The sequence below is a fragment of the Anoxybacillus dikiliensis genome (genome assembly GCF_050613275.1).
Lineage (GTDB): Bacteria > Bacillota > Bacilli > Bacillales > Anoxybacillaceae > Anoxybacillus.
Genome location: NZ_CP187112.1, coordinates 393,121 through 417,500 on the forward strand (window position 1 = coordinate 393,121; position 24,380 = coordinate 417,500).

27 protein-coding genes (1 of these 27 running past the window's edge) are annotated in these 24,380 nt (G+C 41.2%); 13 read left to right on the plus strand and 14 right to left on the minus strand.

Features of this window, described 5'->3' with window-relative positions:
* The first annotated feature begins 64 nt into the window (after window positions 1–64).
* Window positions 65–1,756 carry a methyl-accepting chemotaxis protein gene (locus ACPF7I_RS02105; RefSeq protein WP_430745118.1) on the plus strand — a complete coding sequence of 564 codons (1,692 nt, stop codon included), beginning with the start codon at window positions 65–67 and terminating at the stop codon, window positions 1,754–1,756.
* A gap of 44 nt (window positions 1,757–1,800) precedes the next feature.
* On the opposite strand, the gene ACPF7I_RS02110 is transcribed toward ACPF7I_RS02105, so the two are convergent.
* From ACPF7I_RS02110 to ACPF7I_RS02130, 5 genes are all read right to left on the minus strand, one after another.
* Window positions 1,801–1,989 carry a YfhD family protein gene (locus ACPF7I_RS02110; protein ID WP_430745999.1) on the minus strand — a complete coding sequence of 63 codons (189 nt, stop codon included), beginning with the start codon at window positions 1,987–1,989 and terminating at the stop codon, window positions 1,801–1,803.
* A gap of 74 nt (window positions 1,990–2,063) precedes the next feature.
* Window positions 2,064–2,192: a YfhE family protein gene (locus ACPF7I_RS02115; RefSeq protein ID WP_003397916.1), complete on the minus strand. Its 129-nt coding sequence runs from the start codon at window positions 2,190–2,192 to the stop codon at window positions 2,064–2,066.
* A 94-nt stretch (window positions 2,193–2,286) separates the two neighbouring features.
* A complete protein-coding gene (locus tag ACPF7I_RS02120; protein ID WP_430745116.1) occupies window positions 2,287–2,844 on the minus strand; it encodes a GNAT family N-acetyltransferase in 558 nt (185 codons plus the stop codon).
* Window positions 2,845–3,087: 243 nt separating this feature from the next.
* A complete protein-coding gene (locus ACPF7I_RS02125; RefSeq protein ID WP_430745114.1) occupies window positions 3,088–4,215 on the minus strand; it encodes an amidohydrolase in 1,128 nt (375 codons plus the stop codon).
* Window positions 4,216–4,256: 41 nt separating this feature from the next.
* Complete coding sequence (locus ACPF7I_RS02130; RefSeq protein ID WP_430745113.1) at window positions 4,257–5,165, minus strand: TIGR01777 family oxidoreductase; 909 nt, start codon at window positions 5,163–5,165, stop codon at window positions 4,257–4,259.
* Between the two features lie 68 nt (window positions 5,166–5,233).
* On the opposite strand from ACPF7I_RS02130, the gene recX reads away from it, so the two are divergent.
* Complete coding sequence (recX, locus tag ACPF7I_RS02135; protein ID WP_430745112.1) at window positions 5,234–6,034, plus strand: recombination regulator RecX; 801 nt, start codon at window positions 5,234–5,236, stop codon at window positions 6,032–6,034.
* Window positions 6,035–6,040: 6 nt separating this feature from the next.
* Here recX and ACPF7I_RS02140 read toward each other — a convergent pair whose 3' ends face one another.
* Window positions 6,041–6,709 carry an SDR family NAD(P)-dependent oxidoreductase gene (locus ACPF7I_RS02140; RefSeq protein WP_430745110.1) on the minus strand — a complete coding sequence of 223 codons (669 nt, stop codon included), beginning with the start codon at window positions 6,707–6,709 and terminating at the stop codon, window positions 6,041–6,043.
* A 157-nt stretch (window positions 6,710–6,866) separates the two neighbouring features.
* On the opposite strand from ACPF7I_RS02140, the gene ACPF7I_RS02145 reads away from it, so the two are divergent.
* Window positions 6,867–8,510, plus strand: a complete 1,644-nt coding sequence (locus tag ACPF7I_RS02145) for an L-lactate permease (RefSeq protein ID WP_430745108.1) — start codon at window positions 6,867–6,869, stop codon at window positions 8,508–8,510.
* Between the two features lie 53 nt (window positions 8,511–8,563).
* On the plus strand, window positions 8,564–8,884 hold the full coding sequence (locus ACPF7I_RS02150) for a YfhH family protein (RefSeq protein WP_430745106.1): 321 nt from the start codon (window positions 8,564–8,566) through the stop codon (window positions 8,882–8,884).
* 24 nt (window positions 8,885–8,908) lie between these two features.
* Here the strand turns inward: ACPF7I_RS02150 and ACPF7I_RS02155 are convergent, their stop codons facing one another.
* The 3 genes from ACPF7I_RS02155 to ACPF7I_RS02165 all read right to left on the minus strand — a co-directional run bounded on the left by ACPF7I_RS02155 (window position 8,909) and on the right by ACPF7I_RS02165 (window position 10,311).
* The gene (locus ACPF7I_RS02155) at window positions 8,909–9,073 is read right to left on the minus strand and encodes a YpzG family protein (RefSeq protein WP_006322047.1); all 165 of its coding nucleotides are present in this window, start codon (window positions 9,071–9,073) and stop codon (window positions 8,909–8,911) included.
* Between the two features lies 1 nt (window position 9,074).
* Entirely contained in the window at window positions 9,075–9,242 is a 168-nt protein-coding gene (locus tag ACPF7I_RS02160; RefSeq protein ID WP_019418561.1) for a small, acid-soluble spore protein K, read from the minus strand.
* Between the two features lie 91 nt (window positions 9,243–9,333).
* Window positions 9,334–10,311, minus strand: coding sequence for a metal-dependent hydrolase (locus ACPF7I_RS02165; protein ID WP_430745104.1), 978 nt, complete (start codon window positions 10,309–10,311; stop codon window positions 9,334–9,336).
* A gap of 55 nt (window positions 10,312–10,366) precedes the next feature.
* On the opposite strand from ACPF7I_RS02165, the gene mutY reads away from it, so the two are divergent.
* Window positions 10,367–11,455 (plus strand): A/G-specific adenine glycosylase, encoded by a 1,089-nt coding sequence (gene mutY / locus ACPF7I_RS02170; protein ID WP_430745102.1) that lies wholly within the window; start codon window positions 10,367–10,369, stop codon window positions 11,453–11,455.
* A gap of 12 nt (window positions 11,456–11,467) precedes the next feature.
* Here mutY and ACPF7I_RS02175 read toward each other — a convergent pair whose 3' ends face one another.
* On the minus strand, window positions 11,468–11,692 hold the full coding sequence (locus tag ACPF7I_RS02175) for a cytosolic protein (protein ID WP_430745101.1): 225 nt from the start codon (window positions 11,690–11,692) through the stop codon (window positions 11,468–11,470).
* 99 nt (window positions 11,693–11,791) lie between these two features.
* Here ACPF7I_RS02175 and ACPF7I_RS02180 point away from each other — a divergent pair, with 99 nt between their 5' ends.
* On the plus strand, window positions 11,792–11,944 hold the full coding sequence (locus ACPF7I_RS02180) for a gamma-type small acid-soluble spore protein (RefSeq protein WP_021095760.1): 153 nt from the start codon (window positions 11,792–11,794) through the stop codon (window positions 11,942–11,944).
* Between the two features lie 99 nt (window positions 11,945–12,043).
* Window positions 12,044–12,574 carry a nucleoside tri-diphosphate phosphatase gene (gene ntdP, locus ACPF7I_RS02185; protein WP_021095761.1) on the plus strand — a complete coding sequence of 177 codons (531 nt, stop codon included), beginning with the start codon at window positions 12,044–12,046 and terminating at the stop codon, window positions 12,572–12,574.
* A 113-nt stretch (window positions 12,575–12,687) separates the two neighbouring features.
* Here the strand turns inward: ntdP and ACPF7I_RS02190 are convergent, their stop codons facing one another.
* The 3 genes from ACPF7I_RS02190 to ACPF7I_RS02200 all read right to left on the minus strand — a co-directional run bounded on the left by ACPF7I_RS02190 (window position 12,688) and on the right by ACPF7I_RS02200 (window position 19,929).
* Entirely contained in the window at window positions 12,688–13,761 is a 1,074-nt protein-coding gene (locus tag ACPF7I_RS02190) for an FUSC family protein (protein WP_430745099.1), read from the minus strand.
* Between the two features lie 139 nt (window positions 13,762–13,900).
* Window positions 13,901–18,370 (minus strand): glutamate synthase-related protein, encoded by a 4,470-nt coding sequence (locus ACPF7I_RS02195; RefSeq protein WP_430745097.1) that lies wholly within the window; start codon window positions 18,368–18,370, stop codon window positions 13,901–13,903.
* 263 nt (window positions 18,371–18,633) lie between these two features.
* A complete protein-coding gene (locus tag ACPF7I_RS02200; RefSeq protein ID WP_430745095.1) occupies window positions 18,634–19,929 on the minus strand; it encodes a glutamate-1-semialdehyde 2,1-aminomutase in 1,296 nt (431 codons plus the stop codon).
* Between the two features lie 133 nt (window positions 19,930–20,062).
* On the opposite strand from ACPF7I_RS02200, the gene ACPF7I_RS02205 reads away from it, so the two are divergent.
* From ACPF7I_RS02205 to perR, 6 genes are all read left to right on the plus strand, one after another.
* On the plus strand, window positions 20,063–21,058 hold the full coding sequence (locus tag ACPF7I_RS02205; protein WP_430745093.1) for an ABC transporter ATP-binding protein: 996 nt from the start codon (window positions 20,063–20,065) through the stop codon (window positions 21,056–21,058).
* Window positions 21,051–21,842 (plus strand): ABC transporter permease, encoded by a 792-nt coding sequence (locus tag ACPF7I_RS02210; RefSeq protein ID WP_430745092.1) that lies wholly within the window; start codon window positions 21,051–21,053, stop codon window positions 21,840–21,842. The genes ACPF7I_RS02205 and ACPF7I_RS02210 overlap by 8 nt, the downstream gene beginning before the upstream one ends.
* A gap of 4 nt (window positions 21,843–21,846) precedes the next feature.
* Window positions 21,847–22,632 (plus strand): ABC transporter permease, encoded by a 786-nt coding sequence (locus ACPF7I_RS02215; protein ID WP_430745090.1) that lies wholly within the window; start codon window positions 21,847–21,849, stop codon window positions 22,630–22,632.
* Window positions 22,633–22,674: 42 nt separating this feature from the next.
* Complete coding sequence (locus ACPF7I_RS02220) at window positions 22,675–23,073, plus strand: potassium channel family protein (RefSeq protein WP_430745088.1); 399 nt, start codon at window positions 22,675–22,677, stop codon at window positions 23,071–23,073.
* A 10-nt stretch (window positions 23,074–23,083) separates the two neighbouring features.
* Window positions 23,084–23,545 (plus strand): thioredoxin-dependent thiol peroxidase, encoded by a 462-nt coding sequence (gene bcp, locus ACPF7I_RS02225; protein ID WP_430745086.1) that lies wholly within the window; start codon window positions 23,084–23,086, stop codon window positions 23,543–23,545.
* Window positions 23,546–23,728: 183 nt separating this feature from the next.
* A complete protein-coding gene (gene perR / locus ACPF7I_RS02230; RefSeq protein WP_026011847.1) occupies window positions 23,729–24,172 on the plus strand; it encodes a peroxide-responsive transcriptional repressor PerR in 444 nt (147 codons plus the stop codon).
* Window positions 24,173–24,195: 23 nt separating this feature from the next.
* Here perR and ACPF7I_RS02235 read toward each other — a convergent pair whose 3' ends face one another.
* Window positions 24,196–24,380, minus strand: partial view of a YgzB family protein gene (locus ACPF7I_RS02235; protein ID WP_430745084.1) — the 3' portion only. Its footprint extends 178 nt past the window's final position; 185 of the gene's 363 nt are visible here — the last part of the coding sequence; the start codon falls outside the window, past its right edge — the gene reads right to left on this strand; its stop codon occupies window positions 24,196–24,198.

A 24,380-nucleotide genomic window follows, 5' to 3' on the forward strand; every position in this document is an offset into this window, starting at 1 on the left:
TGATAGCTGCCTATATATTTGTTTTTAGGCAGCTTTTATTTTTATCAACATAGGAGGTTGAAACATGAAGGTAACGGTAAGAAAAAAATTAGTGGCGACGTTTCTTTCCGTATTGTTGTTGTTTGTTGTTGTAAGTATGTTTACATATAATCAGTTAGAGACAATTGATGAACAATATTCAGAAGCGATGAAAAAAGGATTTGAACGGATTACGCTCGTTACAAACATGCAAAATGCGATGTTACGTGAACAAATTGCTGTACGGGGGTATTTAATTAATGGAAAGCCGGAAAGCTTAACCGCATTTGAGAAAGCAGCGAGCGAGTTTTCGGCTAATCAAGAAAAAATGGAGTCATTACAGTTAGAGGGTAAAGTAAAGCAGGCCGTTGATCGTTTAGTGAAAGCAGAACAAGAGTATCGCGACATTGCGAAACAGGCGATCGAATTTAAAAAGCAAGGTCAAATGGATGAAATTTCACGGATCATGAAAGAGCGGGGAAACGCGATTACGTTAGAAGTGACAGAGGCAGGGGAACAAGCACGCGCAGCTCAAGTGGAGCATTTACAGCAAACGAGCGAAATATTGTCTGAACAAGCGAAACAGATGAAATATATGACGCTTATTACAATCGGTGTCGCTCTTCTTGTGAGCATCGCAATTGCACTATATATTAGCGAAAAAATCTCCAGACCTGTTAAACAAATTGCAGAACATGCTGAAAAAATCGCACACGGTGATTTGTCAGTTGATGATATTTACGTGACAAATCGTGATGAAATTGGGGATTTAGCCAAAGCGTTTAACCAAATGGTTCACAATTTGAAACAACTTATTCAACAAGTAAGCACAGCGACTGAGCATGTGTCTGCTTCTGCTCAAGAATTAATGGCAAGCGCTGAACAAGCAAGCGCAGCGACAGAAGAAGTGACGACAGCGATTCAAGAAGTAGCCCAAGGAGCAGAAATGCAAGGAAAACATGCGGAGGAGAGTTCGCAAGCCATCGGTGAAATGGCTGCAGGAATCGAGCGAATGGCTCAAACAGCAACTGTTGTAGCCAACTCTGCAACAGAAACGACAAAACAAGCTACGGTTGGCCAGCAATATTTACAACAAGTTGTGACGCAAATGAATACGATTAACGAATCAACAAATGAAACGAATGTAGTTATTAAAGAGTTAAATGAGAAGTCTGCCCAAATTGGAAAAATTGTTGACGTCATCGTCGGTATTGCGGAACAAACGAATTTATTAGCACTTAACGCAGCGATTGAAGCGGCACGTGCCGGAGAACACGGAAAAGGATTTGCCGTTGTGGCGGATGAAGTGCGTAAACTCGCAGAGCAATCTCGCGAATCGGCAAATCAAATTGCGCAATTAATTGAGATGATTCAACAAAATACAGGTTATGTTGTGCAAATTGTCGGCAAAGGAACGGAAGAGGTGAAGCAAGGAACAAAATTAGTGGAACAGACAGGAACGTTCTTTGGGCAAATTTTGCGTTCCATTGAACAAGTGAATGCGCAAATTCAAGAGCTATCAGCGATTTCAGAACAAATGTCAGCAGGTGTTCATCAAGTACATGCTTCCATGGATGAAGTATCATCGATTGCGAAACGATTCGTTGAGCGGACGACCGAAATTTCTGCTTCTTCTGAAGAGCAGCTTGCTTCAAGTGAAGAAGTGACATCAGCCGCTACATCGTTAGCTGAAATGGCGGAGCAATTGCGCAATGCTGTTGCAACGTTTAAAGTATAATTTGAAAAGGTGTCCCGTCACTATGTTGGGACACCCTTTTTTATCTAGGATTTTCTTCTTTTACTTTGGCGAATGCCGGCTGCTTCAGCCCGCGCTTGTGCCTCTAAATCTTCATGATCAGCGAGTTCTGCAGAAAACTCTACATCATGGCCGTCTGACTTCATTGTTTTTGGTACTTGAGGCATCGTCGATTTGTTTTTATCTCGCGCTTTTTGACCGCGTGAACGACCCATCACTCTTCCCTCCTCTTTGCTCATCTCGCTAGTAGCATGTGACGAATAGCGAAAAAAATAAATGGTGAATGTTGTTAATGACGCGCGTGTTTGGCAGTAAAACCTCCAGCTTGATCGGCGCGCTTAAAATCGCGGGCGTATGTCACTTCTTGTGCGCTAGAGAGCGTACTTTTTGTTTTATCACGTTTCTTTTTGTCGGACATATGTATCCCTCGCTTTTCTAAAATGTAACATTAACATTATGAACAGAAAAATAAAAAGTTATCCAAATAAAAAAACCTGTTCGCATCGAACAGGTCACGCTTCTTTTAATTGTTGCTCATCGTCAAGTTTTTGTTGGCGCATCGCATACAACGTATAGTTGTCCTTTGAAATTTCATATAAGTTATATATATCTTCGCCTTGGTTTATTGCTTCCCATAATTGCTTTCTCGTTTCATTAGCAAGGGTGACGTAAGGAAGTTTTTCAGCGGCTTTTGTGGAGCGGACGTTGACTTTGCGAATGCGCATGAAGATCGTGTTGATGGAACGTTCGTAAAACAGTTCATTAAAGAAGGCGTCTTTTGCGATTTGATTGTAACCTTTCCCATGATACGGCTTTCCAAGCCATGTGCCTAAGAAGCCAGCGCCATCTTCAATGTCAAATAAGTTAATCGTTCCGATCGGATTGCCCCACTCATCTAAAATGGTGCGCGAAATAAGTTCACCGCGTTCTTCGGCTTCAATCGTTTGCTTCGTTATAAACAAAAATTCCTCGTATGAATTTGCTTTATGGCGCACGAAAGGGAAGACGTCTGGGTGCACCATAAGCTCGTATAACGCTTGACAATCTTGTAGTTCGCGTTTTTTTAACATCGAATCTCCCTCCATTCGCGAGGGCAGTCGACCATAGGGAACGAGCCACCCTCGAAATTTTTTAATTTATGCAAATCAAAAAATTTCGGGGTGGGAATCGAACCCACTAGAACCAGCGCATAGCTGGTGGCGCACCATTTGCCTTCCCTTACTGTCGCATCGATATATAGTTTTGAACGTATATTTGGCATATAACCTTTTATATCATACTTGAAACGGTGTAAAAAATAAATAGTTTTTTTGTTAATTTTTTTTGTATATTATTTCGCCATTAATCATTGTAAATATAGGGGTTGCAACATAGTGAAACGGATGGTAATTCCAAACGACAATATCGGCATCTTTTCCAACCTCTAAGCTGCCGACACGGTCGTCTACCCCTAAATTACGTGCTGGTAAAATCGTAATGCCTTCGAGCGCTTTTTGTTCATCAAGCCCTTCGCGCACAGCGATGGCAGCGCAAATGTGTAAATATTGAATTGGCGTGTACGGATGGTCTGTCGTAATTGAGACGTGAACGCCTGCATCACATAAAATTTTGTATGTTTTCCAACTTTTATTTTTTAGTTCTACTTTGGATCGGCGTGTTAGTGTTGGTCCGACACATACTTGCAAGTTTCGGCCTTGTAGCTCCTCAGCGATTAAATGTCCTTCTGTACAATGTTCGATGCGTAAATCAAGCCCAAACTCGTCGGATAGGCGAATAGCGGATAAAATATCATCAGCGCGATGGGCGTGAACACGAATCGGAATTTCACGATTTAATGCTTGAATGATCGGAATTGTGCGAAAATCGTGCGGCCAATCGCTATATTTTGCGTTGTAAAACGTTTCACGAAGCATTCCCATAATGCCCATGCGCGTGAGCGACTCTTTATTCCCTTGGCTATGCATTCGTTTCGGATTTTCGCCGAGTGCGATTTTTAGTCCAGCTGGTTGTTTAATAATCATGTTTTCGACATTTTTTCCGTACGTCTTAATGACTGCCGTCGTTCCACCGATGACATTCGCGCTTCCAGGCATAATATGAACCGTTGTAATGCCGTGTTCAATCGCATCCCGGAAGCCGGGATCGAGCGGATATACGCTATCAATGGCGCGGACATGAGGAGTCATCGTTTCAATCGTTTCATTTGCATCGTTACCTGCCCATCCTGTTCCTTCATCGTATAAGCCGAGATGTGTATGCACATCAATGAAACCAGGAAAAACATATTTTCCAGATACATCGATCACCTCTGTTTCTTCGTGAACAGGAAGATCATAACCAATATGTGTGATTTTCCCGTTTTCAATACGTACATCTGCCCCCTTCATCGGAGGAGAAGTAATTGGATATACGATCCCGTATTTGAGCAATATGCTTTTCATGCCAAGAAGCTCCTTTATTTCTTTTTCGTATAGTGTATTCGTCACGATTTTAGTATGTTCGCTAGCGCTCGATCAATAGTGGAAAATGAAAAATGGTATCCGGCTTGAAGTAGTTTTTCAGGGATGACACGTTGTCCTTTTAACACAAGCATGCTCATTTCCCCTAATAATACTTTTAGAGCGAAGGATGGAACAGAGAGCCAATGCGGGCGATGTAATATGTTTGCCACCGTTTTTCCAAACTGCTCCATCGTTACAGGATATGGAGCGGTGACGTTGATCGGGCCTGATACGTTTTCGTGTCGAATAACAAAATCGATAGCACCAACGACGTCCTCTATATGCACCCATGACATCCATTGTTTACCGTGTCCAATTGTTCCACCGATGAACCATTTGTAAGGAAGAACGATACGTGGAAGAGCTCCACCGTCTCTTCCTAAAATAATGCCGAAACGCATAAACACCGTTCGGACGCCGAGCGTTTCCATGCGCCGTCCAGCTTCTTCCCATCGTTTTACAGTTTGAGCTAAAAAGTCTGTCCCTGTCGTTTCATTTCGCTCTGTAAACGTCTGACCAAGCGACGTGCCATAAATGCCAATGGCACTCGCTTGAATGACAACGTTTGGCTTTTGTTTCATATTGGAGATGAGGTCATGTATCGCATTTGTTGCTTGTAATCGACTTTCTACAATGGCTCGCTTTCTCGCTTCGTTCCACCGTCCACTATTAATCGATTCACCAGCTAGATTAATGATCACATCGATCGAAGGCAATTGTTCGATAGGATTCGCACCGTCCGTTAGCCATTGCACATAATGAACATACGGATCGTTCTCCCGTTTTTGAGCGTTTCGCGTTAATATATACATATGATGGCCATTTCGTGTAAAATATGTCGTCAATGCTTTACCGACAAATCCGGTTCCTCCAGCAATTAAAATATTCATTATTTTCCCTCCTTTCCTTATATTATGCGTTTTTTTAAAAGAAAAAGAAAGAAAAGGTGTGTTCAACGGTGCGAATTGAAAAAATTGAAGTAGATAAAAAAAATGCTGAACGTTTTTACGTCCATCTTGTCAAAGAAGATGGGGAGAAACAACTCGTTTCTGTTGATCAAGACGTGTTGATTGAGTATCGGTTGAAAAAAGGAATGGTAGTAACAGAAAAGCAATGGATGGAAATGATAAAAAAAGATGACGAAATACAAGCATATAAGATGGCGCTCCGTTTTTTAGCTTACCGTATGCGTTCGAAACAAGAAGTGGTGGATTATTTAGAAAAAAAAGGAATAGAACGTAGGATGATTGAACGAGTAATTGAGAAGCTACAAAATGAGCGATATATAGACGATGAACAATTTGCACATGCGTACGTGCAAACGCAAGTAAATACAACGATGAAAGGGCCTTATGTTATTTATAAAGAACTAATGGATAAAGGAATATGTGAAAATACGATTGCGAAAGCGATGGAGCGTTATACGGAAGAGATGCAACAGGATAAAGCGATGAAGTGGGTGGAAAAAGTAAATAAACAATCAAAAAAACGATCATATCAAGAACAAAAAGCGTATATAGCGCAATTGTTGCATATGAAAGGTTTTCCTGTAAATATCATTGAGGGGGTAAAGCAACAGATCACTTTAAACGATGAAAAACAATGGGAAGCGCTCGTGTATCATGGAGAAAAAGCACATCGTCGCTATGAAACATATGATCGCTATACGTACGAACAAAAAATGAAACAAGCACTATACCGAAAAGGGTTTCCGATTTCGTTAATTGAGAAATTTTTGGAAAAGAAAAAGGAGGATTAATTCCTCCTATTCAATGATTATTTCTGGTTGGCGTTTGTATTCATGTACAATTGTTTCCGCTACTTGTTTTGGGGAGCGAAGACGAGAGCGATCTTGAATATGGTTGCAATCGTCCCAAAAAGGTGTGTTCATCCCACCCATATATACAGCGGTGACGGCAACGTTCGTTTCCGCAAGCTCCTTTACAAGACTTTCGCTAAACCCACGCACAGCAAATTTACTTGCGACATATACACTTTCGTTGACTTTGCCGCGCAATCCAGCCGTCGAAATAATGTTCATAATATTTGCTTCTGGCAACGTTTTAAAATACGGAAGAAACGCTTTTGTCATATATATTGTGCCTTTGACGTTAATGTCGATCATTTCATGAATATGTTGTTCCGTCATTTGTTCAAGCGGTCCGAAATAGCCGACGCCTGCATTGTTAATGAGCATCGTTATGTTATGCTTCTGACAAAGCGTTTCAGCCGCTTTATGTACTTGTTTGTTATTTGTAATATCAAGAGGAAAAGCGGCTGCTTTCCCTCCAAAAGATTCGATTTGTTGTTGGACAGATTGTAGTGGCTCCTTTCTTCTCCCGACTAAAATGATTTCGTACCCTCGTTGTGCATATAAAAGGGCAAGTTCTTTTCCGAGACCCGTTCCAGCCCCTGTGATCATGATACTTTCCATTACTTTCATCCTTTCATACGTCATACATTCACAAAAACATGGAAAACGTATACATAAACAGTTGTCAAGAAGTAGTCAAATGTCATTGTGAATATATGCACAAACATATGGTATAATGTCTTATGTCATTATATTACAAAAAAGAAAGGGGAACAATATGAGCTTTTTACAAGTGATTACAGCTTCTACACCGGTATTAGCTGTCTTTCTTTTTCTCGTTTTATTGCGTTTACCGGCGGCAAAAGCGATGCCGATTAGTTTTCTTATTACTGTTATTTTATCGTTATTTGTTTGGAAAATGCCCGGCATTCAAGTGGCAGCTGCAACAGTTGAAGGTGTTATTGTAGCTATTTCGATTTTGTGGATTATTTTCGGAGCCATTTTATTGTTAAATACGTTGACAAAAAGTGGAGCAATGGATACAATTCGGAGCGGGTTTTTAGGCATTACGCGCGACCGGCGTGTGCAAGTCATCATTATTGCTTGGTTGTTCGGCGCATTCATTGAAGGGGCGGCAGGATTCGGGACGCCTGCAGCCATCGGGGCTCCGCTTCTTGTTGCCTTAGGGTTTCCGCCACTTGCCGCGGTTGTCGTTGCGCTTGTCGCAGATAGTAGCCCTGTTTCATTCGGAGCGGTCGGAACACCAATTATTGTCGGGGTAGACCAAGGGCTTCGCGAAGGAAATTCTGTTGCCGCACAAGTGCAACAAGTGATCGGAACAGCCGATTTATCTACGTTTCTTCAAACGCTCGCAAAGCAAGCCGTGTCGTTTGACATTGTAATCGGTACGTTCATCCCGCTTATTTTAGTGCTTATTTTAACGCGCTTTTTTGGAGAAAATCGTTCGTGGAAAGAAGGCTTTGAAATTTGGAAGTTTGCTTTATTTGCGGGACTTAGTTTTACACTTCCTGCCTTTCTCGTTGCTTCTTTTCTTGGACCAGAGTTTCCGTCTATGATCGGTGGATTAATCGGCTTGGCGATTGTTGTGCCGGCAGCGAAAAAAGGATTTTTATTGCCAAAAGAGCCGTGGGGGTTTAAAAACGATCAATTTGAACAAACAACAGCGGTTCAAAAAGGCGATATGCCGCTTCTACTTGCATGGATGCCGTACATTCTTGTGGCAATTATTTTAGTATTGACACGTTTGCAAAACTTGCCGCTAAAAGCATGGTTACGTTCTGTGAAAATACAGTTCAACAACATTTTAGGAACAAACATTAGCACATCGATTGAACCGTTATATTTGCCAGGAACGATTTTTCTTGTCGTCATTCTCATTACCGTTTTTATGCATAAAATGAAACGTGAAGATGTCGTGGCGACGATGAAAGAGTCCGCATATACGTTGATCGGTAGCGCCATTGCGCTCGGAACAGCAGTGCCGATGGTTCGCATTTTTATTAACTCTAGTGTAAACGATGCAGGGCTTGCTAGTATGCCAATTGAGTTAGCATCACTCGTCGCCGGAGCAGTAGGAGCTGCTTGGCCATTAGTTGCTCCTTTGATTGGGGCACTTGGTTCGTTTATTTCCGGTAGTGCGACGTTTAGTAATATGATGTTTTCTTTATTCCAATTTAGCATTGCTGATCAAATTCAAGTGCCGCATCATATCGTCATCGCTGGCCAAATGTTAGGGGCAAATGCGGGCAACATGGTTTGTGTATTAAACGTTGTTGCGGCAGCTTCAGTTGTTGGTCTAGCTGGGAAAGAAGGAACGATCATTCGTATGACGCTCATCCCAATGCTTTATTACGTATTGATGACGGGAATATTTAGCCTCCTCTTGATCTATGTATTTTAGTTTCATTTTATGATACGATGAAAATGAAGTTGTCATAAAGTGGAGTGGGGAGAATGGACCAAAAACGGTATAGTGAAATGAGCGAATGGGAATTAAAACAAGAGATCGCCACATTAACTGAAAAAGCACGCAAAGCAGAACAAATGGGAATGGTGAACGAATATGCTGTGTATGAGCGGAAAATTGCCATGGCTAAAGCGTACTTATTAAATCCCAAGGACTTTCAGCCTGGGGAGTTTTACGAAATTGAAGGAGACCCACAGTCGTTATTTAAACTTCAATATGTGAACGGTGTATTTGCGTGGGGATATCGTTTAAATGATCCGAACACTGAAGTGGCGTTGCCTATTTCATTGCTAAAGAAAAGAGGTTGACACGTCCGTCAACCTCTTTTCTTATTAAATTTTCCTTTTACTTACTTCAGAATGTAAAATCATTAAGCTTTGCGATTGTTGTGTTTCCCCATTTACTTGGGCATGAGCGTGTTTTGGGTTTGCCCATGGTTGCGGGAACGGATCGGAATAGCGGTTATCATAAAATTTTTTACGCCAATGTTTACCCATTTTATTCCTCCTCGATGTCGCCACGTTTATTGGACGCGTGCATTCGTTCTTGAGGGTGCGTATTAATCGTGCCGTTCGCACGTTTTGATGCGTACTCTGCTTTTGCGCGTGGCTCGCCTTCTAATTTTTCATTGTTTTGATTCGGGAAGCCTCGTTCTTTATTGCTCAATGTTAGTCCCCCCAGCCGTTCATTTCGTGCTTCTTGAGCACACGTATAGTATTCGTTAATAAGCGTGTATTTATGAACGAGCATGGTTGCTTTAGCTTGGAATAAGTTCTAATTTTTTGCGCAATTTCTTTTCGCTAAAAATCCATCCTGTATATGAGCTAACAATATTTAGGTCGAGATCAAGTTGTACGACTGCCACAAACGGATAATAGTTTTTGCTTCGGTAGCGCAAGTCGATGAAGCGCACTTCATAATGATCATTATACTCATGAATTTCCCAACGATATACAGGGGAAAACGATAAAAATGCAGCTAAATTTTCATCTTGTTTTGCTTTTTCAATAATTGGGATGTTCGGGATAGGGCATTTTTCAAATGTGTCTAGCACATCAATTGCTCCGTTGCGTGCGCGTGCAACGTAAAAATGGTTTGATGTCGTCACAGCTAGATGCCATTCGTTCCATTTTATTGTCGGAACGGTAATCACTTGTTCAACATCCGGGAACATTTGTTTCAACTTGCGTTTTATTGCTTGTTGTTGGCGAAAACGAATGATATAGTAACCAATGAGCACCACATATACAGCTAGAAACGTATACCCCGCATGATGTCCGTTTAGCCATAAGACAATACCAGCTAAGTGGACGATAAAAATAAACGGATCGAACGTGTTAATGATACCGAGCGCAACCCATTTTTTTGAAAAAGGACGCAACGCTTGTGTGCCATATGAATTAAAAATATCGACAAACACGTGTATACTGACAGCGATAAATGTCCAAAGGGCTACATGAAAAAAAGACGTGTCATATATATAAAAGAGAGTGACGCTAATGAGCAACGTCCAAATGAACAAAGCGGGGATCGAATGCGTCATACCACGATGATTGCGAATATATTTCGCGTTATTTTTTAATTTAAAAATGGTGTCAATATCAGGTGCTTGTGACCCAACGAGCGTGCCGATAAGCACAGCATGCGCAAGCGTCGGATCGTTAGCGATCGCTGGATCAAATGTAGCTAATCCACCTAATGCAAACCCCATTAAAACGTGTGTACCTGTATCCAAATAAAAGGCCTCCTTTTTCTGATTGAACTTACTTTTAGTTTACCACCTTGGAGGAATGAACGTGAAAGAAAATGTACAACAAATATTGGATCATTTTCATATTAAGCAGTTCCAACATGATTTAATTCATTGGTTTCAAGCAGAGCAGCGTGATTTACCGTGGCGAAAAGATAAAGATCCTTACAAAATATGGGTATCTGAAGTAATGCTTCAACAAACGCGAGTCGATACAGTCATTCCTTACTTTTATCAGTTTATCGAAAAGTTCCCGACTTTAGACGCGTTAGCTGAGGCGGAAGAAGAAGAAGTATTAAAGGCGTGGGAAGGCCTCGGCTATTACTCGCGTATTCGCCATTTGCATGAAGCGGTAAAAGAAGTGAAAGAAAAGTACGGAGGGTGTGTACCTGCATCCAAAGAACAGTTTTCTTCATTAAAAGGGGTTGGGCCTTATACAACAGGGGCGGTGTTAAGCATCGCTTATGGCATTCCAGAACCCGCGGTAGATGGAAATGTCATGCGGGTATTATCGCGCATTTTTTATATAACAGACGATATTGCGAAAGGAAGGACAAGAAAAAAGTTTGAAAACATTGTTTCACATATTATTTCACACGACAATCCGTCTGATTTTAATCAAGCGTTAATGGAACTTGGAGCGCTTGTTTGCACACCGAAAAACCCGAGTTGTTTTCTATGTCCTGTTCAGCGCTATTGCCGTGCATTTGCAGAAGGAGTAGAAACAGAGCTACCTGTAAAAACAAAAGGGAAAGCACCGAAACGAGTTTCTTTTCGTGCCATTGTGCTTATGAATGAAAAGGGAAATATACTCATCCAAAAACGCCCGCCTTGTGGATTGTTGGCGAATTTATGGCAATTCCCAAATGATGAACATGCCCCAACACGAAACGATGAATCCTTTGTAAAAGAAATAAGTGAACGATATCATGTCGTCATTCGTTCGATGGAGCGAATCGGTTCATTTGAGCACGTATTTTCCCATGTTGTATGGCATATTGAAGCATATAAAGGGAAAGCGCTCGAATTACAAATGGGAGATGAAACGAACAAATGGGTGACGATCGATGAGCTTAAGCAATATGCGTTCCCGGTTATATATCAAAAAATATGGAAAGCGTACGAGTAAAGGCAACCGCCTTTACTCGTAAAATACGCGCGTTCCATTCGTATATGTTGCTTCGTTTCGCTGTAAACCGCCTCTTGCTTCAATTTCTTCCACAATTTCACGATGCATTGCTTGTCCCTCAACGTTTAAATATGGAGTGACTTGTTGAAGAGCATGATGAAAAAACGCTAGCTCGCTATCTTTCCACTGCTGTTTAGGAATCATTTGCAAGGCTGTTAAATCGCGTCCAATATACATCGTTCTCACCTCTTTATGTAGTGTAGAAATTGAAACAAAAATTATTCATACGGATATTTTTTAAACGGATGGTACAAAGTAATGAGCGTGGAGGTGAGAATGATGAAGCCAAACAAAACAGTTGCAGGAACAAACATTCAACATGTGAAACAGCAAAATGCTGGTCAGTACGGAACAGAGTTTTCAACTGAAACAGATGTTCAACATGTGAAACAACAAAACGCAAAAGCAGAAGCGAAGAAAAATCAATAACAGGCAAAGGGCATCGGTTTTCGTCCGATGCTCTTTTTCTTCATTGCTTATTAACGGTATAATAGAAGAAAAAGCGTCGAATGAAAGTAGGGAATGTGTATGGAGTATCCACAAACAGGGGCGATCATTCAAATTCATAGTTATAAGCATGACGGGCATATCCATCGTGCATGGAAAGAAACTGTTGTGTTAAAAGGAAGCGAAGAAGAAGTAATTGGCGGCAACGATCGTACACTTGTGACAGAGGCAGATGGGAGAACGTGGGTGACGCGTGAGCCGGCCATTTGTTTTTTTTATGCAAAACATTGGTTTAACATTATTGCGATGATTCGCGCTGAAGGAGTATATTACTATTGCAACATTAGCTCGCCTTACGTTTGGGATGGGGAAGCGTTAAAATACATCGATTATGACTTAGATATTAAAGTATTTCCGAACGGTCAATACGACATATTAGATCACGATGAATATGAGCGTCATCGCGAACAAATGAACTATCCTGAAATTATCGATAAAGTTTTAAAAAATAATGTTCAAAAATTAATTCAATGGATTAAAGAGAAAAAGGGGCCATTCGCTCCTGAAGTAGTTGAACATTGGTATAAAAAGTTTATTATGTGTAGAAAGTGAAAATGGTACATAATGTATTTTAGAACAGCTGCTTCATGCTTGTGACTAGTGTTTTCACAGTGTCTACAGAGGCAGAAGCTAAAAGATGTCCCGTTGGTATGTCGGGACATCTTTTATTCTTGTTCTGGGGTAGGGACGACATGCTCTTCTTTATGGTAATGATGGAAGCTTTCGATCAGTGTGTCTAAATGTTCAAGTTGATGGCTATACTCAATAATCGCTCCGATAAGTGGAAATAGTTGATAATTTTCTTGCTTAATGCTTTGCTCCGCATAATGGTTTAAAAATGAGTGGATTAATCCTTTTTTTCCAGAGCATGCTTCTGTAACAAATTGTGATTGTGGATCAGACTTTACCTTCCCAATGAACTTTAGCAATATTTGATCGTGATAATTTAACAAACAGTCGAGTTCGTTTTTTATGGCGTCTTGAAGTTCAGCAGATGTATGTGCTAGCTCGTTTTCTAAACGATGCAACAATTTTAATGTTTCTAGCGCTCGATTTGTTGCGACAATCATTTGGCGATATAACACAAGTTTACGCGATTTGCTATATTTATGCTTGCGAAAATATGTCCGTTCTTCTTTGTAAAGCAAATAAAGTTGGTCTAGTTTCATCATGTTTTCTTTAAATTTTTCGATGTCTTCTTTTAATAAATGATGTTCAGACGCGTGTCGCACGTTCATGCGAATCCATTTTAAAATATGTTCGGTATATTCCACAATTTTCGTGTACAGCTTCTTTTCGTATTTTGGCGGCAGAAACACTAAATTAACGATAAATGCTGCGAACACGCCTAGCATAATGGTTGAAAAGCGAATAAGCGCAAATTCAATAAAGTGTTCTTCGGTATATTCCATAATTGCAATAACGGTCACAAGCGCAACAGAAATGGAAGATTCTAAACGAAGACGAAGAAATAACGTAATGACTAAAATGGCGGTTAGTCCAATAATAAATGGGTCGTGCCCGAAAACAAGGGTAAAAACGATCGCGAACACCGCACCAATGACGTTTGCTTGCACTTGTTCAATTAAAGATAAATATGAACGATAAATAGTCGGCTGCATCGCAAATACAGCAGAAATGCCAGCAAATACAGGGGAAGGTAACTGCAACAGTTTCGCTAAAACTAATGCAAATGTAATCGCAATCCCGGTTTTAAAGACGCGGGCTCCAAGTCTCATCGTCGCTCAAATTCCTTTCTTTTTCATCATCTTGTTAGAACAACAAACAAATATACATGTTTTTCATCAGTATATCAAGATAAAAGGAAAAAAATTAAAAGAACTGCCCCATTTTTTTCTGAGGCAGTTCTTTTTACGTTTATTCCGTCGACACGGATGGATCGGCTTGTTCTTTTTTTGGAATGACTTGGAAAAAGTGTTGCTCTGGTTGTTGCAACAACGGTTGAAGTGTTGCTGCTTCGTCATGTTGCTCATGTTCGATAAGTAGATCAATATATGTGCGAAGTAGTTCTTTGACGTCCGCTTTTCCTTTTTCGTTTAGTGGCTGAATCGAGACGTTTGCGCCTTTGGCGATTCGGCGTTCAAGGGCTGCTTTCGTTAAGCCCATTTCTGGTTGGTGACGTAAATAAACGACACCGCCTGTCATCCCTGCACAAATCCATGGACCTGGATCGCCGAGAACGAGCCCGCGTCCGTTTGTCATATATTCAAAGGCAAATCCTTTAATGTTCGCGTGAACACCAATATTGCCGTGTTCAACTTCAGGAATTGGTTTTGTCACTTGACCACCGATAATCATATCCGCTCCTGATAAGCGAATGCCTGCACGTGCGTCAGCATTTCCTTGCACAATGAGCAATCCTTTTTGTGCTCCGTAGCCAAATCCTTTTCCGACTGATCCGTTGTAAAACTTTCCGTCTTTTCCTTTCGCTTTAAAGACGAAAATACCGCCGCCAAGCGATGTTTTTCCGGTTCCGTCTTGGGTTCCACCGTCAACGTGAATATGAATGCCAGCGACGTTATATGCACCGAGTCCATTGCCAGGTACAGATCCATCTTTATAACGAAGAGATATGTTTGGCAGCTTTTTATAAGATCCGTCCAATCGACCACGCACACGATGGCATGCGACGCGGCTGCCGAGTACGCGTTGTTCAGCCGTGACAGTTGAAAATTCGCGTGAACGATGTAAGTCTTCAACGTGATAATCTAAATATTCAGCCCCAGCTGCAACGGCCAGTTTTCCTTCTTCCGATGTCGCCGCGACTTCTTTTTGATACCATTGACCGATTTCTAACGGTTTTAATAACGTCGCTAAATTCATCCGATCGCGTCCACGTGTTTGTTCAAGCAAGTCAGAGCGACCGACAAGCTGTTGTAAGTTCGTATAGCCGAGCGAGGCGGTGAGCGCTTTTAGTTCTTCACCAAATGCTGTAAAGAAGCGAACTAAGTTTTGTACTGCTTGCTCGAATTGTCTCGGAACGAAACGGCGTAAACCATGTTCTTTCGCTTGTGCTTCCGATTCAATTTGCGTGGCGATTCCGACATGGCATGTATCTAAATGACAACCGCGACATGTTGTACATCCAATCGCAATCATCGCTAATGTGCCGAAGCCAACGCGGTTGGCGCCGAGAAGCATCACTTTGATCACGTCCATCGCGCTTTTTATGCCGCCATCTGCCCAAATTTCAACTTGGTGGCGCAATCCGGCTTCTAAAAGCGCGTTGTGCGCCGCTTTGACGCCAATTTCTACAGGTAAGCCAACGTGTTGAATGGCATGAATGCGCGCAGCTCCTGTTCCACCGTCGAAGCCGCTTAGTGTAATAATGTCCGCGCCAGCTTTTGCGATGCCGACAGCAATCGTTCCAATATTAGGGACGACTGGGACTTTGACAGCGACTTTCGCTTGGTCGTTTGCTGTTTTTAATTCAGCAATCATTTGCGCTAAGTCTTCAATCGAGTAAATGTCATGGTTGTTTGACGGTGAAATTAAATCAGAGCCGATCGTTGCGTTCCGTGCTTCAGCGATTTTAGCTGTCACTTTCGAACCAGGCAAATGACCACCTTCACCCGGCTTTGCTCCTTGCCCGATTTTAATTTCTAGTAAATTCGATGAGTTCAGCAGTTCAGCATTGACGCCAAATCGTCCAGAAGCGACTTGTTGTCCGCGCGTGCGCGGATATTTGCCGAGCATATCTTTAATTTCGCCACCCTCACCGTTTAAGCTAATCATGTTCAGACGGTTCGCCGCCTCTGCATAAGCGCGAAACGCAATTTCGTTTTGTGAACCAAATGACATCGAAGCGATCACAAAAGGTAAGCTATGTTCACCGACAGAAATGTCCACGTGTTCTTTTTTAGCTGGCACATCGGCCTGTTTTAAATCTGTTAAATGACGAATAGCTGTTGGCGTTTCTGTTTCGATTTCCGTCAATTTTTCACGATATTGATCGTATGAGCCTGTTTGTGCCACCTCACCAATCGCTTTCCAAATGCGTGGAAAGACGTGAAATGTCTTTCGCAACTTTGCCTGTTCTGTTTCAAAGTCGTTTGCGCGTGCGATGGCGTCTTGTTTTAATGCTTCAAAATTTTGGGCAAGCGAATCAGAACCAAAAAAGTTAACAATATTTAATACAGCTGCGACTTCTTCATGCAAGCCGATTGATGAAAAGAGACGGCTGTATCCGCGTAATTCATGAATACCAATCGTTGAAATGACTTTTTCAAGCCCTTTATTTAACGCTTGGAACAAATGAATCGCTGGTCGAGTGGACGAATCAGCCACTGTCGCAAACATTAAATATGGGCTAATGACGTTTGCGCCAAGTCCGTATGCAACGATGAAATCATGCAACGAACGAATCGCTCCAGAACGAAGAAGAAGCGAACAGTTTCTTCGCAATTGTGCTTTTGTTAACGCTTGATCGATCGCCGATATAACAAGAAGTGGATCGATCCATAAATGACCATTTTGATGCGCTTTTGCATCGTCAATGACAAGCAACGTTTTTCCGTTCGCAGCAGCCGCGCACGCTTCTTCGCTTAAACGGGCAAGCGCCATTGGAATCGTTTCATGTTCAAAAAACGTGGCTGATATAAAGTACGTCAATTGTTTTTCTTCAAATGTATGAACGAGTTGGTCGTATGATGGTTGCTGTAACGTTTCTGCACATTCATTTCCGAGTTTTCCTTCGATTAAAATAGGTGAAAGAAGCTCAACGGTGTAAGGATGTTCCTCATTTGAGACGATACTTGGTCGTTTTCCAACGACAACGCGTGTAGAAAAATGTTCTGTTTCGCGGTCGCGGTCAATGGCAGGGTTGGTTACAACAGCCACACTTTCTTTTATAAAATCAGCAATATTTTTTCGCTCAGGATCGATCGCTGCAAGCGGAGCATCGTGGCCGAGCGAGCGAATAGGTTCTGCGCCTTTTTCTGCCATTTGTTCGAGCAATTGAATATGTTCGCGGTCCCAACCAAATGCAGCGTATTGCCCGTTATGCACTTTTGTTGGTTGAGCCATAAGTACGTATGTTTTTAACGTTGGCGTTTGGAGACGTTGGCGCATATTCTCGATATTTAAACGATTTCGAATACGATTGTATACTTCTTGTTGATAATCTGCGTATTCATACACACGAATTGCTCCATCCGCTTGCCATTTTAATCCGATTTTTTCTCCCGGTGCGAGCGGTTTTGGTTCCCCTGTGTATTCGCACACAGGAATAATGCCTGGCTCAGATGCAAATACGTAACGGTGTTCTGTTTCAATTTTCCAAAGCGGACGCAATCCGAGCGCATCGACGCTAAATACTGCTTCATCTGCATGGCGAGAAATGATGCCTGCAGGTCCTTGGGCGAAATGTCCCCAAGCTTCGCGAATGTAAGTATATAAATCTTGTAAATGTGCTGGATAGTTTTTTATTTCGTTTATAATTGGCGGGAATAAAAAGTCCATTGCTTCAAATAACGTATAGCCATTACGATAAATAAGTGTTTCCATCGTTCGGCTCAAGTCTTGTGAATCGCTTCCGCCGTTTGTCAATGGAACACCGATCATTGTTGCCTCTTCACGTAGTTTGGCAATCGTGTTAATTTCACCATTATGACCTAAGACGCTAAACGGTTGTACACGGAAAAAGTTTGATAGTGTATTTGTTGAATAGCGATTATGGCCAAGTGTCATCGTAGATGCGACAAGCGGACTGGCTAAGTCGTGATAATATTTTGGCAAAATATCTCCAGCCCCCATCACTTTGTAAATGGCGTGATGGTTGCTAAGAGAAGCGACATGAATATGTTCATCTTTCTCGATTTCAACCGTTAATTCAAATAATGTTTTAGATAACGTTTCGTTTTTGTTTGGTAAAAGGGCTACTTGCCAAAATACAGGTTCTTCCCGTAAAGCGATTGGACCGAGCGCTGAAGAAGAGGTCACGCGATCAGATTCAAAAATGAGAGTGAGATGAAATTGATCAAACAATTGACGTATACGTGCTTTTTTTTCTTCGACATTCGTTGTTCGCGTAATAAATATATGGCCAACAATAAAATCGTCGCGGTCGACGAGTTGAGGATCCAGATGGGCGGCAACAAACTTTTCTTTCCAAAGCGCTTTCGGAATGTCAATATGAATACCGACGCCGTCTCCTTCACCATTGATGAATCCAGCGCGATGATTCATTGTGACGAGGGCGTTAATACATGTTGTAATGTTTTCCTTTGTCGGAATGCGTCGTTTTTCAACCGCAGCGACAATTCCACACGCATCGTGTTCGTGTTCATAAAAATGTTGAAATGAAGTTGGATTCCACTGTTGTTTCATAGCATGCGGCTTGTAAGCGGCTTATTGCTCGCTTCTCGCCTTCGCCACCTCCTACACAAAACTTTTTTAAGAAATAAAATTTTCTGAATTTTATAGTCTATATTAGCATGTTTGCAAAAGAAAATCAATTATTTATTCATATTTTTGGATATAATATTCAGTTCATGTAACAAAACGTTCATGAATGATGTAAGCGTTTACATTGTTTTTGAACATAAAAAACGAGGTAGGAATGGATTTCCTCCCTCGTTATGATTGTATATTTATTCATTTTTTAAGGATTTAAATGCGCGTCCTACCGCTTCGATTGTATATTCAATATCTTCTTCTGTATGGGCTAATGTAATAAACCATGCTTCATATTTCGAAGGGGCGAGATTAATGCCTTGATGAAGCATAAGTTTGAAAAATTTTGCGAACATCTCTCCATCTGTCCGTTCCGCTTGTTCATAGTTTTCTACTTTTTCTGTCGTGAAGTATACAGTGAGCGCTCCTTTTAGGCGGTTAATCGTAATAGGAATATCGTATGTTTTCGCGTGTGTTAAAATGCCAGCCTCTAACATCGCACCGAGGTGATCGAGATGTTCATACACGCCTTCTTGTTGTAATACTTCTAAACAAGCAATACCTGCTAAAATGGACGCAGGATTTCCCGCCATCGTTCCTGCTTGGTAAGCGGGTCCAAGCGGAGCTACTTGTTCCATAATGTCTTTTCTACCGCCGTATGCACCGATTGGTAAACCACCGCCGATAATTTTTCCGAGTGCCGTTAAGTCAGGCTCGATCCCAAGCAAGTTTTGAGCACCGCCATACATAAAACGGAAAGCAGTGATCACTTCATCATAAATGACAAGTGCGCCAGCTGCATGGGCGATGTCGTTTATCGCTTGTAAAAAGCCTGGTTTCGGTTCGACGATCCCGAAGTTACCGACAATTGGTTCAACGAGAACGCCAGCTACTTCGCTTCCCCAACGATCCATCGCTTGTTTAAAAGCATCTACGTCATTAAAAGGAACAGTAATGACTTCTTGAGCGATGCTTTTTGGCACGCCCGCTGAGTCAGGTGTTCCTAATGTAGATGGGCCAGAACCGGCTGCAACAAGAACGAGATCGGAATGTCCGTGATAGCAACCTGCAAATTTTACAATTTTATCGCGGCCAGTGTAAGCGCGCGCGACACGAATCGTCGTCATAACCGCCTCTGTTCCTGAGTTGACGAAACGTACTTTTTCGAGGGAAGGGATGGCCTCTTTTAACATTTTTGCAAACGTAATTTCATACGGTGTCGGAGTTCCGTATAACACACCGTTCTCGGCTGCATGCTGAATTGCTTTTGTAATGTGGGGGTGGGCATGTCCGGTAATAATAGGGCCGTACGCTGCTAGATAATCGATATATTTGTTGCCGTCTACATCCCAAAAGTATGCCCCTTGCGCTCTTTCCATCACGACGGGTGCACCGCCTCCAACTGCTTTATATGAACGCGAGGGACTGTTGACGCCACCGACAATATGCTTAAGCGCTTCTTGATATAATTGTTCAGACTTCGTAAAATTCACGCGAAGCCTCCTCCTTTTATGTAAAAATTGTTTTACGGTGTTTATTTTATCACATTTATTTGAGCACACCATTTGTTGAGTTGAAACATTTTCGTTACACTATTAAATAGTGATTTCATGAGAGGTGAGGAACATGTATGCGATTGAAGTAGAAAAACTACGTAAAGAATTTAAGTCATACTCTAACCGCTCCGGTTTAGCTGGTGCGTTTCGTGATTTGTTTACGAGAAACTATAAAATAATTCGAGCTGTGGACGATATTTCGTTTACTGTTAAACAAGGGGAAATGGTTGGCTACATTGGAGAAAATGGGGCAGGTAAATCGACGACAATAAAAATGTTAACAGGAATTTTAACGCCGACATCTGGACGAGTCGTTGTAAATGGAATGAATCCGCATAAAGAGCGGGAACGTTTCGTGCAGACGATCGGCGTTGTGTTTGGGCAACGATCACAATTATGGTGGGATATCGCCGTGCAAGAGTCGTTTCGATTGTTGAAAAAAGTATATCGTGTCTCTGATCCAGATTATAGCGAGCATATGGATCACGTGATTGAAACGTTAGATATTGGTCCGTTGCTTGATAAGCCTGTGCGCAAGTTATCGCTCGGACAGCGAATGCGCTGTGAATTAGCAGCTGCGCTCATTCATAATCCACCACTTTTATTTTTAGATGAGCCGACGATCGGTTTAGATGTGCTTGTAAAGTTAAAAATTCGTCAATTTTTAAAAGAAATTAATGAAAAATACAACACGACGATTTTATTAACGACGCACGATATGACAGATATTGAAGCGCTTTGTGAACGCGTCATTATGCTTGACGAAGGAAAAATCATTTACGATGGATCATTGCAACGTTTAAAGCAAAATTGGGGAGAAGGAAAGCAAATTCATTTTCAATTTCGCGATATCGTCTCAAAAGAAGAGCTTATGCTACTTGTTGATGCGACGTGGGAACAAGGGGAAGATCGATATAGTTGGATTGCGCATGTTCGTGCCACAGATATGGCACATGTCATTGGAAAAGTCGTTTCTTCCTATGAATTAAAAGATATTCACATTCGTGAAGTATCGACGGAAGAAATTATTCGCAACATTTATGAAGAAGGGATTCATCATGGGTAAATACATTGAAATGATTCGTATGCGTTTTTTAATGATGTTAGCTTATCGCACGAATTATTATAGCGGTATTTTTATTTATAGTATTAATATTGGCGCGTATTATTTTTTATGGTCCGCCATTTATGGAGGACAGCCATCTATTCAAGGAATGACAGTTGAACAAATGACGACATATGTCGCGATCGCTTGGATGGCAAGAGCGTTTTATTTTAATAACATTGATCGTGAAATTGCGATGGAAATTCGGGAAGGAAAAGTAGCGATTGAACTTATTCGCCCGTACAACTATTTAGTTATGAAGACGATGCAAGGGCTTGGCGAGGGAATTTTTCGATTGTTTTTCTTTTCATTACCGGGGATGCTCATTGTTACTTTCGTATTTTCGCTTCAATTTACAACGAACGCGCATACATGGGCATATTTCGTCTTGTCGACAATACTCAGTTTTATCATTAACTCTCAGCTCAATTTAATAGCTGGGATGGTCACGTTTTTTACGTTAAATGGAGAAGGGTTGCTTCGCGCCAAACGATTTGTTATTGATTTATTTTCGGGGCTTATTTTGCCGATTAGTTTTTATCCCGAGTGGGCGCAACATGTGATGCACTATTTGCCGTTTCAAGCGATTAGTTACATTCCAAGCATGATTTTTACGGAAAGCTTTACAGGGGATGCTGTGATGAAAGGAATGATGTTTCAAGCGGTTTGGTGCGTCGTATTAATTGTGCCGATTTACGTATTATGGAAAGCAGCCAAACGAAAACTTATCATTCAAGGGGGGTGAACATATGTTTTATATATCGATTTTTTTTCAATATATGAGTCAATATGTAAAAACAAAGTTGCAATATCGTACCGATTTGGTTGTTGAGTTTTTGTCTGATTTAATGTTTCAAGGGGTGAATTTAATTTTTATCCTTGTTGTATTTGGACATACGCAATTATTAAACGGATGGACGCGCGATGAAATTATTTTCATCTACGGCTTCTTTTTAGTTCCTTTTGCTTTGTTTGCTGCGTTTTTTAATATTTGGGATTTTAATGAAAGATATATTGTCCGTGGGGAAATGGATCGCGTATTAACCCGTCCTGTGCATAGTTTGTTCCAAATTGTGCTTGAACGAATGGAGTTAGAGTCACTTCTTGGAGGAATTACTGGTTTAGTTGTTATGGGGTATGCCGCATCAAGATTACATTTATCGTTTCATTGGTACGATCCTATTGTATTTGTGTTGTTCGTTTTAGGAGGGACGTTCGTTTACGCAGGTATTTTTATTTCATTAGCAAGCATTAGTTTTTGGTCTGATGCGCGCAGTTCGATTATGCCGATGATGTATAATATAGGAAACTATGGAAGATACCCTGTCGATATTTACAATCGCGTTATTCGCTACATTTTAACATGGGTTTTGCCGTTTGCGTTTGTTGGTGTATATCCGTCAGCGTATTTTTTGCGTAAAGCGGAATGGTATACGTACTCGTTTTTGACGCCGGTGATGGGAATTGTTTGTTTTACATTGTCGGTGCTGTTATGGAATGCAGGCGTCAAACGTTATCGTGGTGCCGGGAATTAAATTAAACATCCTCTCGTATATATGAGGACAGGAGGGGATGTTGTGGCGTATATATGGATTGGGATTATTGCATTTATCATATGTATGAGTTTTTTTTCTTTTTGGCAGACGAAACGTTCTATCATTTCGATAAAAAACTTTATTGCCATTTTATTTATGTATTCAACGACGATGATTGGCTTTGCGCTTGTATATACGATTTTGCATATAAATGGACATGTTGTTATGATGGAAAATGGGAAGAATATAGAGGCTTCTAACTTTTTGCAATGTGTCGAAACAAGTCTATATTTTAGTGCAGTCACTTTGCTTTCGGTCGGCTATGGGGATGTTGTGCCGATTGGAATCGGTCGGTGGATTGCGATGGTCGAAGCGTTGCTCGGCTATGCGCTGCCTGCCGCTTTTGTTGTTCGAACAGTGATGGATGTAGAAAGAAGGTAGGAGGAGAAATATGAAAGCGCCTGATTTTACATTGCCAGCAAGCAATGGGGAAAACGTGACGTTATCGCAATTTCATGGGAAGTATGTCGTTTTATATTTTTATCCAAAAGATATGACGCCGGGATGTACGACAGAAGCTTGCCATTTTCGTGATCATTATGAAACGTTGACTGAGCTCGGAGCGGTTGTCATCGGTATTAGTCCTGATTCCCTTGAGCGTCATAAAAAGTTTATCGAAAAGCATAGCCTACCGTTTTTACTTCTTTCCGATGAAAAACAAGACGTAGCAAAGGCGTATGACGTATGGAAGTTAAAGAGAAATTTCGGGAAAGAGTATATGGGCATTGAACGTTCGACGTTTTTAATCGATCCAAACGGTCAAATCGTGAAAGAGTGGAGAAAAGTAAAAGTAAATGGGCATGTCGAAGAAGTATTAAACGCTTTAAAAGAGGCGGTTGGCTCAAACAAATAAAACGATCGTTGCGTACGATATAGTAGAGCACACACCTCCTCAAATATGTATGCGGCGATTCTTTAAAGGATCGCCTTTTTTCTTACCTAAAAATACAATTGACAAACCGTTTCATTTTTTTGTACACTATTTATAAAAATTATAAAGTAATAATTATAATTTTTATAAATGAAAGTGAGGTGCATGACGGTGACGCACGCACATCAACTAAAAGAAGCGCTTCATACGTTGAAAGAAACCGGCGTCCGTATTACACCGCAACGTCATGCGATACTCGAATATTTGATTCAGTCAATGTCCCATCCAACAGCGGATGAAATTTATAAAGCTTTGGAAGGAAAATTTCCAAATATGAGTGTCGCAACTGTGTATAACAATTTGCGTGTGTTTAAAGAAGTCGGGCTTGTAAAGGAACTAACGTACGGAGATGCTTCAAGTCGGTTTGATTTTGTTACGACACATCATTATCATGTGATTTGTGAAACATGTGGAAAAATTGTTGATTTTCATTACCCGGGCTTAGATGAAGTCGAAGATTTAGCGGCGCATGTGACAGGATTTAAAGTTAGTCACCATCGGATGGAGATTTACGGAACGTGTCCAGACTGTCAAAAAGGGCATCATTAAAAAAGCTGGTAGCGACGCGGCTATCAGCTTTTTTTGTTTCTTGTTTTTCGGTTATATTTTTCATCAAACTCTTTTCCTTCAAGTGTTGGATCAAGAGTAAGTGGCTCATTGCAGTACATACATACATCGACCCGTCCTAACATTTTTGTTACTTTATTGCATGAAGGACAGACGACTTGTACCGTTTTTGTTGACAACATTCCGATCC

What these genes read in the sequence shown, in the direction of transcription:
- ACPF7I_RS02105 (WP_430745118.1), top strand. Translation starts at nt 65, where the DNA reads ATGAAGGTAACGGTAAGAAAAAAATTAGTGGCGACGTTTCTTTCCGTA.
- ACPF7I_RS02110 (WP_430745999.1), bottom strand. Translation starts at nt 1,989, where the DNA reads ATGGGTCGTTCACGCGGTCAAAAAGCGCGAGATAAAAACAAATCGACG.
- ACPF7I_RS02115 (WP_003397916.1), bottom strand. Translation starts at nt 2,192, where the DNA reads ATGTCCGACAAAAAGAAACGTGATAAAACAAAAAGTACGCTCTCTAGC.
- ACPF7I_RS02120 (WP_430745116.1), bottom strand. Translation starts at nt 2,844, where the DNA reads ATGTTAAAAAAACGCGAACTACAAGATTGTCAAGCGTTATACGAGCTT.
- ACPF7I_RS02125 (WP_430745114.1), bottom strand. Translation starts at nt 4,215, where the DNA reads ATGAAAAGCATATTGCTCAAATACGGGATCGTATATCCAATTACTTCT.
- ACPF7I_RS02130 (WP_430745113.1), bottom strand. Translation starts at nt 5,165, where the DNA reads ATGAATATTTTAATTGCTGGAGGAACCGGATTTGTCGGTAAAGCATTG.
- ACPF7I_RS02140 (WP_430745110.1), bottom strand. Translation starts at nt 6,709, where the DNA reads ATGGAAAGTATCATGATCACAGGGGCTGGAACGGGTCTCGGAAAAGAA.
- ACPF7I_RS02145 (WP_430745108.1), top strand. Translation starts at nt 6,867, where the DNA reads ATGAGCTTTTTACAAGTGATTACAGCTTCTACACCGGTATTAGCTGTC.
- ACPF7I_RS02150 (WP_430745106.1), top strand. Translation starts at nt 8,564, where the DNA reads ATGGACCAAAAACGGTATAGTGAAATGAGCGAATGGGAATTAAAACAA.
- ACPF7I_RS02155 (WP_006322047.1), bottom strand. Translation starts at nt 9,073, where the DNA reads ATGGGTAAACATTGGCGTAAAAAATTTTATGATAACCGCTATTCCGAT.
- mutY (WP_430745102.1), top strand. Translation starts at nt 10,367, where the DNA reads ATGAACGTGAAAGAAAATGTACAACAAATATTGGATCATTTTCATATT.
- ACPF7I_RS02175 (WP_430745101.1), bottom strand. Translation starts at nt 11,692, where the DNA reads ATGTATATTGGACGCGATTTAACAGCCTTGCAAATGATTCCTAAACAG.
- ACPF7I_RS02180 (WP_021095760.1), top strand. Translation starts at nt 11,792, where the DNA reads ATGATGAAGCCAAACAAAACAGTTGCAGGAACAAACATTCAACATGTG.
- ntdP (WP_021095761.1), top strand. Translation starts at nt 12,044, where the DNA reads ATGGAGTATCCACAAACAGGGGCGATCATTCAAATTCATAGTTATAAG.
- ACPF7I_RS02190 (WP_430745099.1), bottom strand. Translation starts at nt 13,761, where the DNA reads ATGAGACTTGGAGCCCGCGTCTTTAAAACCGGGATTGCGATTACATTT.
- ACPF7I_RS02195 (WP_430745097.1), bottom strand. Translation starts at nt 18,370, where the DNA reads ATGAAACAACAGTGGAATCCAACTTCATTTCAACATTTTTATGAACAC.
- ACPF7I_RS02205 (WP_430745093.1), top strand. Translation starts at nt 20,063, where the DNA reads ATGTATGCGATTGAAGTAGAAAAACTACGTAAAGAATTTAAGTCATAC.
- ACPF7I_RS02210 (WP_430745092.1), top strand. Translation starts at nt 21,051, where the DNA reads ATGGGTAAATACATTGAAATGATTCGTATGCGTTTTTTAATGATGTTA.
- ACPF7I_RS02215 (WP_430745090.1), top strand. Translation starts at nt 21,847, where the DNA reads ATGTTTTATATATCGATTTTTTTTCAATATATGAGTCAATATGTAAAA.
- bcp (WP_430745086.1), top strand. Translation starts at nt 23,084, where the DNA reads ATGAAAGCGCCTGATTTTACATTGCCAGCAAGCAATGGGGAAAACGTG.
- perR (WP_026011847.1), top strand. Translation starts at nt 23,729, where the DNA reads ATGACGGTGACGCACGCACATCAACTAAAAGAAGCGCTTCATACGTTG.